The organism is Bradyrhizobium sp. USDA 3650 (assembly GCF_054057395.1).
This window is the reverse complement of the sequence record NZ_JBSRZG010000001.1, coordinates 8,104,937-8,120,032: the sequence shown is the minus strand read 5'-3', so window position 1 is coordinate 8,120,032 and position 15,096 is coordinate 8,104,937. Positions and strand designations below refer to the sequence as shown.

Below are 15,096 nucleotides of genomic sequence, written 5' to 3'. Positions count from 1 at the left end.
CCCGCGCATTTCGACCACGACGGACCAAGTGTGACCCACCTCGCAGAGCGCCTTCACCGGCTCCAATATCTCCAGCGGGATCGTTGCATGAACCTGGTCCATTCGCGTGAAGAGCCATTTGCCGTTGCTGGATCCGCTGCGCTTCGCCGCCGCCCTCGGCGTCGCCATGTTCCACCAGATGTTCTGGTCCTGGGCCTGGACCTCGATCGGCGTCCCGGGTTTCGAGCGCACCGTCGCCGCCGATGTTCTCTACCCGTCCGCCGCGCCTTACACGTGGTTCGGCTGGGTCGGCGTCGAAATCTTCTTTGTCATTTCCGGTTTCGTCATCGCGAATTCCGCGAGCACATCGTCGCCGGGCGAGTTTCTTCTTGGCCGCGCCCTCAGGATTTATCCGGCGGTCTGGGTTTGCGCGACCGCGACCTTCCTCGTTCTGCTCCTCTTCGGGAGCGGACCGGCATCCGAACTCATTCTGCCCTACATCCACGCCATGCTGATGGTCCCCAAGGGAGTCACTGGTCAGTGGCTTGACGAGGTCTATTGGACGCTGGCAGCCGAGACCGCATTTTATGGTCTGGTGTTTTGCGCGATGCTCACCAAGAAGGTCACCCTGCGGCACCTGGCCTGGGGCCTCACCATCTACAGCGCAATATTCAATGCCGTCGCGCTGCTCGTGCTGTCTTGCACGACGCCGTCCGACTTGCCCTATCTTATCGTCCTGATGTTTCGGGTGCCGTGCGCGGCATTCCTGCTGACGCATGGCTGCTTCTTTGCGCTGGGGATCTGGCTGTTCATTTCCGCGAACAGACAATTGACGGCGCTCGAACAGCTCGCAATCGCCATCACTTGTCTTTCGGGCGCAGCGGAAATCTACTTTTTCGCCTCGTTCTTCTTGACGTCCATCCCCGCCATCGCGGATCAATCGGCCCTCATGCCGATCATGGTCTGGGCGGCGGCAGTGCTCCTCATTGCCATTGCCGCGAACCGGAGCAGGCGCTCTGCGGGCAAAGCTTCTCCTGAAACGCCAGCCTATTTGAGAACGCTCGGACTGATCACCTATCCGCTCTATCTCACGCATAACGTCATCGGCACCGCGATCATTCGTGCCCTGGTCGACGCCGGCTGGGATGCCACCTCGGCCGTCTGGATCGCGCTGGGCCTGCTTGTTCTGGTCTGCTGGTTCATTTGCGCCAAGACCGAGCCCGCCGTCAGATCCGCGCTGATGCAGGCCCTCTCGCATTTCGGAAAGCTGCCGAAGAGACAGCCGGCATCGCGCTATCAGGCTTCGGCCCGCGAGCTGCGCCTTCCGCTGCCCGTGTCGGTCAAGGTGAATGTCGCGGTGCCCTTGAGCGCGATGAGATCGGAATGAACCGTCCCCGCGCTTTGGCGTCTGCTCGCTATTGCAGTCCCAGCCCGCTGCAATACCATGCCATGTCTTCGTGTCTCCAGCCGCGCTTGACGCCTGATTCCTTGCATTCGTTGTAGCTCTTGAAGTTTGCGCCGTTTCGGCAGCCTGCCGGATAGGTCCCGAAGCCTCCACCAGACGTGGAACACGCGACCGAGCTGACCTTCGTTTCGGAGATCGAAGCGGAAGCGCCCTTAGGGGCAGCGCTGGCTGCGCTGACCGACAGAATGGTCAAACCCGCAAGAAGAGAAACCGAAGCTCTCATCGTCTTCTCCCCAATAGTGGATCGCTTCAATGCTATCTCAGGATGCACGATAGCAAATACTACAACCATTGCCAATGCGTCACCCCCGGTCGGCGCGAGATCAGCGTCATCCTCTGGACTTGACTCCGGCGAGCACACCCTCGCCTACGCCGTCCGCAACACCGGCGCCGGTGGTTGCGATGGTCGGATCAGCGCGAACGCTGTCGAAGGTCCCTGCAGGTTGAAACGCGATCATGATCTCCGGCTGCCCTTCGCGACGTGAAGGGTTCCTTTTTTCTCGCCGCCGGTGTTTCATCTGCACGGCGGAGAACGGGCATGCGGGGATCGCTGGGGGAAAAGATCGGTGAAGGCGCCTTCTCCGAGGCCTACGCCTGGGCGCCCGGTCAGGTCGTGAAGCTGTTCAAGGCCGGCGTCTCTCATCTGCTCGGCCGACACGAGGTACGCATGATCCGCGCCGTGCGGGCCGCCGGCGCCCCGGTGCCGGTGGTATTCGGCGAGGTGACGCTGGATGGGCGCTTCGGCATCGTGCTGGAGCGCCTCGACGGACCGACCCTGTTGCACCTCTCGCGGACCGGCGCGGTGACGTTCGAACAGGCGGGCGCGATCGTCGCGGCGCTGGCCATGACTCTTCACAAGACGTCCGCGCCGCCGGAGCTCCTCTCCATGCGCGCGTATATGGAGAGCGAGTTGCGGCACGACGACGGCAAGGTCCCGAAGCACATCGCCACCGATATCCTCGCCCTGATCGATCGCCTGCCGACCGGCGACGGGATCTGCCATTGCGACCTTAGCCCCGGCAACGTGATCATGACGGCGGAAGGCCCAAAGCTCGTCGACTGGACCTTCGCGATGCGGGGGCCCGCCGCCCTCGATCTTGGGTTCTTGCATGTCATCCTGTCCGAGCTCGCCCCGGAAATAGCCGACAATCCGGAGCGGCCGCGCGCGACCAATGCGGCGGCGCAATCCGAATATGCGCGGCTGGCCGGCATGTCTCTGGCGGAGCTGAGGGCGGCAATGGAGCCTTATCTGCCTATCGTCCGCACCTTCGTCGTCCTCGGAAACGTGGTGCCTGCGCTGCGGGAGCAACTGATCCAGCGCATCGAAGCGGGGCTGCGCTCGAAAGACTGAACCGTCCGCAATCCAGAATCCTGTTCGCCCCTCTCAAGGCGCTCTCGATCACCGAGCAAATCTCGGCAGCCAATGGAGCCGTTTGGCACAATCGAGTTGTATCGGGAGGCGGCCGTCGCGCTTGGTACAGCCAAAATCGGCATTCTTGGTACTGTTTTATAGCCGGGCGCAACGCATCTAATCGCTGACACCAGCGACCGGAGCGATCCCGATCCATCAGGATGAGTGGGAGCCCCGGTCAATGCGGACAGCGGAGATTGCGGACACGGAGACAGGCGTTCCACACGGCCCGGCATTCTGTGGATAGCCGCTGCGTCCCCGCTCTCTGCATTATTCGACCAAGAGACAAATGACCGAGGAGATAATTCCCATGAAGGCGATCGTTGTAACGGACCAGGCCGCAGGAACGGCCGGGATGAAGCTCATGGACCGGCCCGAGCCGCAGGCAGCGATAAACGACGTCGTCGTTCAGGTTCATGCGTCGGGATTTGTACCGACTGAGCTGGCGTGGCCATCGACCTGGACCGATCGCCTCGAACGTGACCGAACACCGTCGATCCCTGGGCACGAGCTAGCCGGAGTGGTCTCCGCCCTCGGATATGGCACGACGGGGCTGTCAGTGGGACAGCGGGTGTTCGGCCTCGCGGACTGGTATCGCGACGGCACACTGGCCGAGTATGTGGGGATCGAGGCACGCAACCTTGCACCGCTGCCGGGCGACGTCGACTTTACGGTGGGTGCGAGTCTGCCGATCTCGGGCCTGACGGCGTGGCAAGGGCTGTTCCAACACGGCCGCCTTCAGGCGGGGCAAAGCGTCCTCGCACACGGCGCGGCCGGCGCAGTCGGGTCGATGGTGACGCAACTCGCACGAGAGGCCGGCGCCTACGTCATCGGCTCTGGACGCGCCGCCGACCGTCAGACAGTGCTCGACTTCGGCGCGAAGGAGTTCGTCGACCTCGACAACGACACCTTGGGGGACGTGGGCAAAGTCGATCTGGTGTTCGATGTCATCGGCGGTGACATCCAGAAGCGATCCGCAGCACGGATCCGAGCCGGAGGAACATTGGTGACAATCGTGGGGCCGGCCGAGACGCGGCCCTCCGATGGCCTGGCGGTCGACTTCGTCGTCGAGTCCGATCGTGCCCAACTGAGTGAGATCGTCCAGCGGGTGCGGGACGGACGACTGCGGACGAACATCGGCAACGTCGCGAATCTCGACGATGCCGTCGCCGCATTAAATCCGACCAAGCGACGCAAGGGGAATACGATTATCAACATTCGTCCCTGAGAGACGCACGCTCATCGATGCACGCCGCCAGCCGGCGGTCACGCCAAGCAAGCGCAGCGTCCGCTGTAGACTCCAAAGCGGACGCTCATGAGCATACGTCCAGCGCGCCGACCATCTCGCCGAAAGGCGCTCTCTATCGGCCGCGACCGAGACGCTCGACTGTCGGGCTGAATATCCGAAGCGGCTGCCGACCTTAACCACAAACCTCCAGCATTGCCTTAGGCCTACCATCGCCAGAAGGCAGACTCGAGCCGCCGGGAACCAGCTTGCAGCCGGACCGTACGGGCCTGCACCCTGCTCCGTTGCAAAACATCTGGCCGGTCGCCTGCGGCTTGGCCGGGGCGGACTCGACCTGCTTGCGCTGCTCGTCTCGCCTGTTCGAGTCATCTCTTGTAGCAACGGGCTTTTTCTCCGGAATCTTCTCGCATTCGTTGTCGTCGTTGACGCGATAGCCAGAGCGACACGCGATTTTCACGCAGGCATCGCCGTCGGCCTTGAAGCCGCGATCGCACACCAGAGGACAGACCCGACCCGGCTTCGCCTTGATCGCGTCCAGGGCGTCGAAGCTTGCAAGCTTGGCGTCGAACTTGGTGCCGGCGTACTTGTTGAACAATGTCAGCGAGCGCTGCGACGATGCACTCCAGTCTCCATCGGCAGCCGCTGCGAAGCATCCTACCCGGCGCAATTCCGATTGCAGCAACTTCGCCGTCTCCTGCGCAGACATGCCGGGCTGCGATGCGGCCGGGGCGAGAGCGGCGATCTTCTGTTCACCGTCTGCCTGCGTTTTCCTTTCCGCCGCCTGTTTGGCGGCGAGCTCGGCCGCAGCCTTGTCGGATGCAATCTTCTCGGCAAGCGCCTTTTCGGCGGCGAGCTTGTCGGCCAGCGCCTTGGCAACAGCAGCCTCGGCTTCCTTGCGCCGCTGCTCGGCAGCGGTCGCCTTCACTTCCTCGGCCTGTTTGGCCTTCTCTGCGGCGAGTTTGGCATCCTCGGCCGCCTTGGCTGCGGCCGCCGCCTTGTCCTGCTCGGCCTTCCTGCCGCGCTCCGTAGCAAGCCGGGCCTTCTCGTCCTCGGCCTGCCGAGCCTTGTCGGCCGCGGCGGCGCGCGCTTCCTCGGCCGCAACCCTGCTCAACTGTCCGTTGGCAAGGCTGGCATAAAACCCATCGGGATACTGAGCCAGGAAAGCCGTCCAGACCTCTCGGGTGCCGATCTGCATCGCCAGCTCATAGTCCCGGCGGATCGCGTCCTGCGGGTTCGGCTGCGGTCCAACCGTGACCGGCTTGGCGGGGACCAATGAGACATCGTTGCCACCCAGCGAGCCGTACACGTAAGGCTCCTGCTTGTAGCCGGTGCTCTTGAGAACGTCGTCGCGGACGAATCCGAAGGCCTTGCGCAGATCGAGCCCCGGCGTCGGCAGCCGCTCGACCAGAGCTGCGGCAAACGGGCTGTTTTTGGCGTCACCATCCGAGGCCGTCGAGCCCGCCTTTGCGGCAAACGCGATCATGGTGTTGGGGCTCGTCGGCTCGATCTTGGCCAAACCACGACCGACGGCGCGCGAAGCCACAGTGCGCTTCATCGTCCTAGCAAACGGATTGTCGCGGCAGGCGTCGAGTATGACAAGCCGAAGCTGCTTCGCAGACTCGACGGCAAACAGCGCACGATCAAGCGCTACCGTCTCGTCGAGCACATCGCCGTCCGTTTCGAGCGTCGCATCGATCGGGATCAGATAGTTGTTTCCGTCCAGCTCGATACCGTGCCCGGCATAGTAGATGACGGCGACATCCGCATCGCGCGTTCGGTTGGCAAACTCGCGCAACGACCTGCGCATCTCGGCAGCACTTACATCAAGCTTGACGTCGATGCTGTCGAAGCCGGCCTTCTTGAACATGCCGCCGACCAGCGTCGCATCGTTCACGGGATTGGAGAGAAGCGGCGCGCTCTTGTAGGCCGAATTGCCAATGACCAGGGCGACGCGACGTTCGGCGTGCGCGACTCCGCCCAACCCAAGCAAAAGGATCAGACATGTGACGAGTCTGAATGCGCCCATCGTAGCCCCGCGAAAGCACCGGGATAAAGTAGTATCCAGAACGTTCGCGAAGGCAATACAGCTCTGTGACTTGGGTCACTCGGCGTTCGAACAAAGAGGCCGACGAGATTCGCAGTGATGCCCTCGACGCGCCCTGTGCCGCGGCCGACAACCGACCCGTCGTGTTCCGACAGGATCCGAAAAAAGCCAGCGCCTCTGAGGTCGGTACCCCGCTACGCCGTCCGCAACACCGGCGCCGGCGGCTGCGACGGCCGGATCAGCGCGAAGGCGACCTGGATGATGCCGCCGGCCAGCCCCAGTGCGACGCCGATGCGCCAGGCCATCGTGTACGAGCCGAGCGCGTCGTAGAGCACGCCACCTCCGTAGGCGCCGAGGAAGCTGCCGATCTGGTGGCTCATGAAGGCGAGGCCCTGGATCATCGCCTGCCAGCGCAGGCCGAACATCTCGGCCACCGCGCCCGCGACCAGCGGGCCGACACCCATCCACAGGAAGCCCATGATCGCGCCGAACAGCAAGGTCGAGGCGGGTGTGGCCGGCAGCGTAAAGTACCAGGCGAGCGCGAGTGAGCGGAAGACGTAGATGCCGCCGAGCAGTGCGAGCTTGTTCCAGCGCTGGCCGGCCCAGCCGAAGAACAGCGAGCCGAGCACGTTGAAGCCGCCGATCATGCCCAGCGTCTGCGCGCTCAGCATCGGATCGAGGCCGCAGATCGCGAGATAGGACGGCAGGTGCGTGGTGAGAAACACGAGCTGCATGCCGCAAACGAGATAGGCGCAGGTCATCACCACGAACGACGCGTTGCCGAAGGCGGTCTTCGCGGCAATCATCGCCGTGGCATCGACGATCTCGTCAGTCGCGGGCTTCGGCAGCGGGACCGCGTCGACGCGTCCGGCATACCAGGCCGCCGGGATCATCAGCACCGACATCACGACGAAGCCGGCAAGCCCGACGCGCCAGCCAAAACCCTCGTTGAGCATCTGCCCGATCGGCGCCGACAGCAGCGCGCCGAGCGAGCCTGCGCCGGAGACGATGCCGAGCACGGTGGAGCGCACCGTCGCGGGCACCGCGCGCGCCGCCACCGACATCGCGATCGCAGCCGCCGTGCAGGCCAGCGACGTCCCGATCAGCACGCCGGCGCCGATCATGATGGCGACGAGACCGTTCGCGGTTGCCATCAACACGAGGCCCGCGATGTACATGAACGAGCCCGCGATCATGATCGGACGGAAGCCGTAGCGCGTGGTCATCGCGCCGGCGAGCGGCTGGAGAAAGCCCCAGGCGAGGTTTTGCACGGCGAGCGCCAGTGTGAAGTCGGAGATCGACAGATGGATGTCGTGGGTCAGCGGCTGCATGAAGATGCCGAGGCTCTGCCGCAGCCCCATGCTCAGCGTCAGCATGATCGAGGCGCCGATCAGGATGGGCAATGTCGGGCGCAGGATCTGCAACAGGGGCATTTTTCTTCTCCCTCATCGGCGCGGCGCGGGCGCCGTCGTCTGCAATATCAGTTGATTTTGGTTACACAGACCTGTGCACTTAGGCTATGGTTAGCGCGCGCTGTCAAGCGAACAGGACATTCACCGCCGCATGGCTCCCCCGCCCGCCCCACAGACGATGAAAGAGCGGATCCTCGAGACCGCCGACAAGCTGTTCTATCTGCAGGGCATTCGCGCCATCGGCGTCGACACCATCGCGGCCGAGATCGGCATCTCCAAGCGCACGCTCTACAATCACTTTCCCTCCAAGGACGCGCTGATCGCGGCCTATCTGGACCGCCGCTTCGTGCAGCCCCGCCCATCGGACAAGCCCGCGGCGGAGCAGATCCTCGCCACCTTCGATTCGCTGGAGCGCCGCTTCGCCGCCAAAGACTTTCGCGGCTGCCCGTTCGTGAATGCCGTCGCCGAGCTTGGCCCGGCGGACCGCGCCGTGAAGAAGATCGCCATCGCCTTCAAGGAAAGCCGCCGCATCTGGTTTCGCGACCGCCTGAACGAGCTCGGCGTTGCGAACGCGGAGGCGCTCGCAACGCAGCTCGTGCTGCTGGTCGACGGCTCGATCGCCCAGGACCTCGTCCGCGACGACCCCGCAATGGCGCGTGCCGCGAAGGAGGCGGCGACGGTGTTGTTGCGGAATGCGGGGGTGGACGTGGGAGACGAGGCTGCGGTGAAGCGAGGCAAGCGGTCGGCCCGGCATCCCTGACGCAGCTGAAGGGTCAACGCGATTCCGCTCGCCGCAAGAGGGCGGATGGGAGAGCACGCACCGCAGTCTCCACCCCAGTTTGCCATGCTTCACCTTCGACCTCTCCAAGAGAGCGCGCCGATATCGCTGAGGGAGTGCACGCGGCGCAGGTTTCCATGCGGGAACTTTTGTGCACTTTTACACTTATCTGTACTGTCGCGATGGTGCGCGACAGAGGGTGGGGCCGGTGCAAGATAGCCAATTGTTGCTAGTCCTCATTGTAGAGGACGAAGCTCTCATCCAAGAGATGGTGGGCGAGGCCCTCGTAGACGGTGGATTTCAGACCGAGATTGTTTCATCAGGCGAGGACGCGGTTGCCCTGCTGAAAGGCGACCCCACCAAATACCGCGCGTTGCTCACCGATGTTCATTTGGCCGGTAAGCTCACCGGCTGGGACGTTGCAAAGCAAGCCCGAGAGATCAATCCAGAGATGCCGGTGGTCTATATGACCGGCGCTGGAGCCGATCAGTGGCCCTCTCACGGCGTGCCCAATAGCGTTCTGCTGAGCAAGCCCTTCGCGCCCGCCCAGGTCGTTACGGCAGTATCGCAGCTGCTCAACCAAGTCCCACCTTCGCATTGATCTAGTCTTGATCAAAGTCGGCTGCCGAGGGACAGCTGGGGTGACGCATGAGCGATGATCCACCGACGTCCGAGCCAGAAGTGAAAGTGCGCGAGAGGGATGAGAACCATCGAAGAGTATGCCGCGAACGTCCGCGAATTGATCAGGAAGCTCCGCTAGAAGCTGAACTCCTGAAGCGAGTGGAGGAAAAGGAACCATCGTCATTTCGGCGTAGTTGACCTTCTTTACACTGGAGAAGGTCATGAATCGAAAATCGCTTCTTCTTACTGCCGTCCTGTCCTTCGCTGTTGCCGCTCCCGTCTTCGCACAAGGCGGCGGAGGTGGTGGTGGTGGTGCCGGCGGAGGCGCGGGTGGCGCGGCCGCGAGCGGCGGAGCGTCCGGATCATCCGCGAGCTCAGGCGCAGGCACTGGCACGTCTGGCGCCGCTAGTGGAGGCCCCTCGGCGCCATCAGGCATGGGCACAAACGGAACCTCGACTGGCGCTCACACCAACAACTCTCCAACCAATCCGAACGTTCAGCCCCCGACGCCGAACGGCAACACCGCGAGCACACCGGCCGCACCGGGCAGCTCGGGCGCGGGCAACACCGCGTCCGGGTCGACGCAGACGGGCACGCCAAACGGGACCGACAGGTCCGGCATCACGGCCACCAACGGTGCCAACAGCGACAACAAGGGGCAGATGAGCCCCGCGGAACAAGCAAGAACCGGGGTCAAGACGCTTCCACAGGATCAAACTCCAGGAGCGGTCAGTGCGCCCGGCGTTGGCGTCGGTCATGCGGCGAATGGTTTGCCGATCGGCACGCCCGGCTCGGGGACCAGCAACGTCGATCAGAAGTGACCCGGACTTTCTCCATCTCCACAGGGCCCGCTACGGCGGGCCATTTTTGTGACGTCCCGAAGAGGGCTGCGAGAGCGAAAAACGGGTAAACTTGGCATCAGGCGGCCCTGCCGATACACTGGTTTCTTTTTGGGGCGTGCCCATGATTAGATTGTCGTCGTTGCTGCTAATTTCATTCCCGATCATCTGCACCCCGGCCGCGGCTGACGAGATGAAGATCCAATTCACGTTTGGACCTCCGCGGCCCTGCACCACCGTCTTTCCAAATCCCGAAATCAAGATGAAAAGTGTTCCGCCCGGCACGCGCACGATCGTCGTCAAGTTTCGCAGAGAGAAGAACTACGAGATGGGCGGCCAGGAGATCCCATTTCCTTCAGACAACATCGTGAAGCCGGAGAGCTTACGAACCTGGGGCCCCTGCAATTCCGGCCTGTACACTTACGAGATCATCGCAAAGTCCAGCACCGGCGCGGCCCTGGCCAAGGCAGAATGGTCGGAGCCGTATCCTCCCTGACTTGAAGAATGGATGCCCGCTGGTCCGCCGTGGCGTGCCGGATTCCTCGCCTGCGCGATGACAGCGAAGTTCGTGGGATGTTCGGGATGCTAGCAGGATGCTCCTGTTTTGCCCGACGAGTCAAACGGCATTGCCGTCTGCATCAGCCGTTTTGCGGCCGACGTAAGCTATTGATCCGACTAGTGTCGGCTACTGTGCATGGGGTTGTTTTCGCGTTTTTTTTTGCGCCGGCCTGTGCAATCGGCCTCACGCCGCGTGCGACACCACGCGATTGCGGCCGTCGTGCTTGGCGCGGTAGAGCGCGGTGTCGGCGCGCTTGAGGACGTCGCCAACCGCCTCGCCCTTCTGCTCCAGCGTGGTCAGGCCGATCGAGATCGTGACCTCGATGCGCTTGGTGCCCTTGTGGATCGCAAAGGGCTCGCCGGCGATCGAGCGGCGCAGGCGCTCGGCGACCATGCCGGCGACGTGGAGATCGGTCTCCGGCATCACGATGACGAATTCCTCGCCGCCGTAGCGGCAGGCAAGGTCGATGCCGCGGATCGACTTGCGCACCCGCACGGCGAATTCGCGCAGCACGTCGTCGCCGGCGTCGTGGCCGTAATTGTCGTTGATCGACTTGAAGTAGTCGATGTCCAGGATCATCAGCGCCAGCGGCTTGCCGCGGGTTGCGGCCTGCTCGGCCAGCGTCGCGAGATGGCTTTCCATGTAGCGGCGATTGTGCAGCCCGGTGAGCGCGTCCGTGATCGCCATCTCGATCGAATTCTGCACGTTGTCGCGCAGATGGTCGGTGTAGCGGCGGCGGCGGATCTGGGTGCGGGCACGCGCCAGCAGCTCGATCTTGTCGATGGGACGCAGCAGATAGTCGTTGACGCCGATCTCGAGCCCACGCAGCAGCCGCGTCGCGTTCTCGGGGTCGGCGATCGCCAGGATCGGCACATGCCGCGTGCGCTCCAGCGAGCGCGCCTGGCTGCACAGCCTGAGGCCGTCGAAATTGTTGAGGTCGAGCGAGACGATCAGCAGATCGTAATTGCCCTCGGCGGCGTGGAACAGCGCCTCCGTCGGGTTCGGCTCGACGTCGATAGTGTGCTCGGCGGCAAGGATCGTCGCCAGCCGCTCATAGGAGGACTGGCGGTCGTCGACCAGCAGGATGCGGCCGCCCTTGCCGGTGTCGGAGATTGCACTGCGCTCGGGCGCCTGCATGCCGATCTCGAGCGAGGTGATGGCGCGCATGCGCAGCTCGTCGGTCATCATCTTCAGCCGCGTCAGCGAGCGCACGCGCGCGATCAGCACGACGTCGGAGACGGGCTTTGTCAGGAAATCATCGGCGCCGGCTTCCAGCCCGCGGTTGCGGTCGGCCGGGCTGTCGAGCGCGGTGACCATCACGACGGGAATGTGGTGCGTGGCCGGATTGGTCTTGAAGCGGCGGCAGACCTCGAAACCATCCATGTCAGGCATCATGACGTCGAGCAGGATGATGTCGCATTCGGCGCGGGCGCAGATCGCCAGCGCCTCGGTGCCGTTCGCGGCGGTCATCACGTCGAAATATTCGGCGGACAGGCGAGCTTCGAGCAGCTTGACGTTGGCAGGGACGTCATCGACGACGAGGATACGCGCGGACACTGTAAACTCACTTCCTATCCGATGAAACGTCGGACCGTCTCAATGAATTTGCCGACCGAGATCGGCTTGGACAAATAGGCCTCGCAGCCGCCCTCGCGGATGCGCTCTTCGTCGCCCTTCATCGCGAACGCCGTGACGGCGACGACGGGAATATTGCGCAGCTCCGGATCGTCCTTGATCCAGCGCGTCACCTCCAGGCCCGAGACCTGCGGCAATTGGATATCCATCAGCACGAGGTCGGGCCGCATCTTGCGAACGAGGTCGAGCGCCTCGTAGCCGTTGCTGGTGCCGGTGGTCTGGTAGCCGTGCGCCTCCAACAGGTCGCGGAAGAGCTTCATGTTGAGCTCGTTGTCTTCCACGATCAGGACGGTCTTAGCCATCCCGCCCTCCTGATTGGTCCGCAGACCGATGCATGTGACGCCTCAGGCGCCGGTCGCCGGCGCTTCGAAAACTGGATTCAAACTAGCCTCGAATTCGCTTGAGTTTCGTTAAACCCGAGGGCCAACTTTCTGCGATGTGGTTTCCAGTTGCTTGTCGGGGGTCGCAAGACTTGAGCAAGAGACTTGGGCAAGAGACTTAGGAACGAGACTCGGGCATGGTGGCCCCAAAGTAGACACCTAAAGTTAACGGAAAGGCAAACCGGCCACGTGAAAAAGCCTGTTCACAACCCGCGCGAAGTCGCTGAAATCGTTGCGCTTCAGGCGCTGTCTTTCGTCGCGGGCGAGCCGGAGCGGCTGGGCCTGTTCCTGGCCGAGACAGGTGTCGGCCCGGAGATGCTGCGCAAGGCCGCCTCGGACCCCAATTTCCTGCTCAGCGTGCTCGATTTCGTGATGCGCGATGACGCCACCGTGAAGGCCTTCGCCAGCACTGCGGAACTGCATCCGACCAACGTTGCCGCAGCGCGGCAGGTTCTCGGCGACGCGCTCGGCGACCCCAATTGGGAGCGCGACGTGCCGTGACCTCCCTGGAGACGGCCGGACCCCGCTGCTTCTGCCGGGATTGTTCGGCCGATCTGGATATGGGCGTGCGGCGCTGTTCCGCCTGCGGTTCCCCCCGCCTCGCCCGCCACCGCGCGCTCGCAAGCCTGACCATCGCCCATATCGACTGCGACGCCTTCTACGCGACCGTCGAGAAGCGCGACAACCCCGACATCGCCGACAAGCCCGTCATCATCGGCGGAGGCAAGCGCGGCGTGGTGTCGGCCGCCTGCTACATCGCGCGCACCTACGGCGTGCGCTCGGCTATGCCGATGTACAAGGCGCTGGAAGCCTGCCCGCATGCGGCCGTGATCCCGCCAAACATGACGAAATATGTCCGGGTCGGGCGCGAGGTGCGCCAGGCCATGCAGGCGCTGACGCCGCTGGTCGAGCCGCTCTCGATCGACGAGGCTTTCCTCGACCTCTCCGGCACCGAGCGGGTGCACGGCATGATCCCGGCCAAGGTGCTGGCGCGGTTCGCACGCAACATCGAGCGCGACATCGGCATCAGCGTCTCGGTCGGCCTCTCCTGCAACAAGTTCCTGGCCAAGATCGCCTCCGACCTCGACAAGCCGCGCGGGTTTGCCGCGCTCGACCAGGAGGAAGCGCGCGAGATGCTGGCCGACAAGCCGGTCGGTTTCATTTTCGGCGTTGGGCCTGCGACCCAGGAGCGTCTGGTGCAACGCGGCTTCCGCATCATCGCCGACCTGCAGAAGGCCGACGAGATCGAGATGATGCGGCAGTTTCCGAGCGACGGTCGCAGGCTGTGGCGGCTCGCGCGCGGCATCGACGACCGCCGCGTCGAGCCCGATCGGGGCGCCAAGACGATTTCGAGCGAGACGACGTTTGAGACCGACATCCGCGACTTCGCGGCGCTGGAGAAGATCCTGTGGCGGCTGTGCGAGAAGACGTCGTCTCGCCTCAAGAGCAGTGAGCTCGCCGGCCTGACCGTCACGCTGAAGCTGAAGACCGCCGATTTCCGCCAACGCACGCGCTCGCAGTCGATCACGGCCCCGACGCAGCTTGCCGCAAAGATCTTTTCGATCTGCCGCGAGATGCTGGCGAAAGAGATCGACGGCACCGCCTTCCGCCTGATGGGTGCCGGAGTCAGCGCCCTGCGCGAAGGCTCGGTTGCCGATGACACCGACATGCTCGACCGCCGCGCCGCCCACGCCGAGCGCGCGGTGGACAGCTTGCGCAAGAAATTCGGCAGCGCCGCCGTGATCCGCGGCATCGCCTACGAGGGGCCGGAAAAGGCGCAGGAGTGATGACAGGCGAACGCGATCTCGACGCCCTGCTGAGAGGCATGAAGCCGGATCGGCGGCCAGGCATCTTCGTGTTCTGCACGATCCCGACAGGCCAGTCGATTCCCGCAGCGCTCAGCCCCTTGCTGACGTTCCGCGAGCAGGAAGGAACGACACTCGTGATCCCTCGCGACGAGGCCGAAGCGGCGGGACTACGCTACGCATTTGCATCGTGCCTGATCACCCTGACGGTCCACTCCGCACTCGATGCGGTCGGTTTCCTGGCGGCGATCACGGCACGTCTCGCTGGAGCCGGCATCAGCGTGAACGCCGTTTCGGCGTTCCACCACGATCATCTGTTTGTGCCGGCTGACAGGGCGGACGACGCGATGGTTCTTCTGCAAGAGATGTCCAAGGCTGCGCACTTGTAGCCCGGATGGAGCGCAGCGCAATCCGGGACTGCACATCTGCGGACACAGCTTCCCGGATTGCGCTTCGCTCCATCCGGGCTACGGGATTAATCCGCGACCGCCACCGCCTCGATCTCGATCATCCATTCCGGCGCGGCGAGCGCCGAGACGCCGACGAGCGTGCTGGCCGGCGGCTCCATGCCTTCGAAGAAGGCCGAGCGGGCCTTGCCGATGATCGGGCGCAGCTCCGGCTTGTAGTTCACGACGAAGGTCGTGATCTTCACGATGTTGGCGTAGCTCGCCCCGGCTGCTTTCAGCGCGTGCCCGAGATTCTGCATCACCTGCGTGGTCTGCGCGGCGATGTCGCCCTCGCCGACGATCCGCCCCTCCTCATCCACCGACACCTGGCCGGAGATGTAGATCGTCCGCGCCCCCGTGGCGGTGACGACATGCGAATAGGCGGGATTGTGATGCAGGCCGCTGGGGCGAAGATGATCGAGCTTGGGCATGGTGAGCCTCCCGGATGTTTGTGGTTGGGAGGAGCGTAGCCAGAG

General features: G+C 63.8%; 17 protein-coding genes. 9 read left to right on the top strand and 8 right to left on the bottom strand.

Going from position 1 to position 15,096, the window contains the following annotated elements; all coding sequences use genetic code 11:
* Positions 1-106: 106 nt before the first annotated feature.
* Positions 107-1,366 carry an acyltransferase family protein gene (locus ACVIN2_RS38475; RefSeq protein WP_456769587.1) on the top strand — a complete coding sequence of 420 codons (1,260 nt, stop codon included), beginning with the start codon at positions 107-109 and terminating at the stop codon, positions 1,364-1,366.
* 28 nt (positions 1,367-1,394) lie between these two features.
* Here the strand turns inward: ACVIN2_RS38475 and ACVIN2_RS38470 are convergent, their stop codons facing one another.
* Positions 1,395-1,667 (bottom strand): hypothetical protein, encoded by a 273-nt coding sequence (locus ACVIN2_RS38470; protein WP_456769586.1) that lies wholly within the window; start codon positions 1,665-1,667, stop codon positions 1,395-1,397.
* A gap of 315 nt (positions 1,668-1,982) precedes the next feature.
* On the opposite strand from ACVIN2_RS38470, the gene ACVIN2_RS38465 reads away from it, so the two are divergent.
* On the top strand, positions 1,983-2,795 hold the full coding sequence (locus tag ACVIN2_RS38465; RefSeq protein WP_456769585.1) for an aminoglycoside phosphotransferase family protein: 813 nt from the start codon (positions 1,983-1,985) through the stop codon (positions 2,793-2,795).
* A gap of 370 nt (positions 2,796-3,165) precedes the next feature.
* Positions 3,166-4,083 (top strand): NADP-dependent oxidoreductase, encoded by a 918-nt coding sequence (locus ACVIN2_RS38460; RefSeq protein ID WP_456769584.1) that lies wholly within the window; start codon positions 3,166-3,168, stop codon positions 4,081-4,083.
* Between the two features lie 193 nt (positions 4,084-4,276).
* Here ACVIN2_RS38460 and ACVIN2_RS38455 read toward each other — a convergent pair whose 3' ends face one another.
* Together ACVIN2_RS38455 and ACVIN2_RS38450 are read right to left on the bottom strand one after the other, a co-directional pair.
* Entirely contained in the window at positions 4,277-6,127 is a 1,851-nt protein-coding gene (locus tag ACVIN2_RS38455) for a caspase family protein (RefSeq protein ID WP_456769583.1), read from the bottom strand.
* Between the two features lie 212 nt (positions 6,128-6,339).
* Complete coding sequence (locus tag ACVIN2_RS38450) at positions 6,340-7,578, bottom strand: MFS transporter (protein WP_456769582.1); 1,239 nt, start codon at positions 7,576-7,578, stop codon at positions 6,340-6,342.
* A 130-nt stretch (positions 7,579-7,708) separates the two neighbouring features.
* On the opposite strand from ACVIN2_RS38450, the gene ACVIN2_RS38445 reads away from it, so the two are divergent.
* The gene (locus tag ACVIN2_RS38445) at positions 7,709-8,317 is read left to right on the top strand and encodes a TetR/AcrR family transcriptional regulator (RefSeq protein ID WP_456769581.1); all 609 of its coding nucleotides are present in this window, start codon (positions 7,709-7,711) and stop codon (positions 8,315-8,317) included.
* A gap of 226 nt (positions 8,318-8,543) precedes the next feature.
* The gene (locus ACVIN2_RS38440) at positions 8,544-8,936 is read left to right on the top strand and encodes a response regulator (RefSeq protein ID WP_245286272.1); all 393 of its coding nucleotides are present in this window, start codon (positions 8,544-8,546) and stop codon (positions 8,934-8,936) included.
* 516 nt (positions 8,937-9,452) lie between these two features.
* Here ACVIN2_RS38440 and ACVIN2_RS38435 read toward each other — a convergent pair.
* On the bottom strand, positions 9,453-9,653 hold the full coding sequence (locus ACVIN2_RS38435) for a hypothetical protein (RefSeq protein WP_456769580.1): 201 nt from the start codon (positions 9,651-9,653) through the stop codon (positions 9,453-9,455).
* A 154-nt stretch (positions 9,654-9,807) separates the two neighbouring features.
* Positions 9,808-10,005 carry a hypothetical protein gene (locus ACVIN2_RS38430; RefSeq protein ID WP_456769579.1) on the bottom strand — a complete coding sequence of 66 codons (198 nt, stop codon included), beginning with the start codon at positions 10,003-10,005 and terminating at the stop codon, positions 9,808-9,810.
* Positions 10,006-10,057: 52 nt separating this feature from the next.
* On the opposite strand from ACVIN2_RS38430, the gene ACVIN2_RS38425 reads away from it, so the two are divergent.
* Positions 10,058-10,291, top strand: a complete 234-nt coding sequence (locus ACVIN2_RS38425) for a hypothetical protein (RefSeq protein WP_245313367.1) — start codon at positions 10,058-10,060, stop codon at positions 10,289-10,291.
* Between the two features lie 246 nt (positions 10,292-10,537).
* Here ACVIN2_RS38425 and ACVIN2_RS38420 read toward each other — a convergent pair whose 3' ends face one another.
* Positions 10,538-11,911, bottom strand: a complete 1,374-nt coding sequence (locus ACVIN2_RS38420; protein WP_456769578.1) for a PleD family two-component system response regulator — start codon at positions 11,909-11,911, stop codon at positions 10,538-10,540.
* 14 nt (positions 11,912-11,925) lie between these two features.
* Complete coding sequence (locus ACVIN2_RS38415; protein WP_007611272.1) at positions 11,926-12,291, bottom strand: response regulator; 366 nt, start codon at positions 12,289-12,291, stop codon at positions 11,926-11,928.
* Between the two features lie 267 nt (positions 12,292-12,558).
* Here ACVIN2_RS38415 and ACVIN2_RS38410 point away from each other — a divergent pair, with 267 nt between their 5' ends.
* The 3 genes from ACVIN2_RS38410 to ACVIN2_RS38400 are packed head-to-tail and all read left to right on the top strand — an operon-like array spanning position 12,559 to position 14,563.
* On the top strand, positions 12,559-12,870 hold the full coding sequence (locus tag ACVIN2_RS38410; RefSeq protein ID WP_456769577.1) for a DUF3572 domain-containing protein: 312 nt from the start codon (positions 12,559-12,561) through the stop codon (positions 12,868-12,870).
* The gene (locus ACVIN2_RS38405; RefSeq protein ID WP_456769576.1) at positions 12,867-14,156 is read left to right on the top strand and encodes a DNA polymerase IV; all 1,290 of its coding nucleotides are present in this window, start codon (positions 12,867-12,869) and stop codon (positions 14,154-14,156) included. The genes ACVIN2_RS38410 and ACVIN2_RS38405 overlap by 4 nt, the downstream gene beginning before the upstream one ends.
* The gene (locus ACVIN2_RS38400) at positions 14,156-14,563 is read left to right on the top strand and encodes an ACT domain-containing protein (protein WP_456769575.1); all 408 of its coding nucleotides are present in this window, start codon (positions 14,156-14,158) and stop codon (positions 14,561-14,563) included. Before ACVIN2_RS38405 ends, ACVIN2_RS38400 begins: the two co-directional genes overlap by 1 nt.
* Before the next feature lie 86 nt (positions 14,564-14,649).
* On the opposite strand, the gene ACVIN2_RS38395 is transcribed toward ACVIN2_RS38400, so the two are convergent.
* Positions 14,650-15,051: a RidA family protein gene (locus ACVIN2_RS38395; RefSeq protein ID WP_085351382.1), complete on the bottom strand. Its 402-nt coding sequence runs from the start codon at positions 15,049-15,051 to the stop codon at positions 14,650-14,652.
* Positions 15,052-15,096 lie beyond the last annotated feature (45 nt).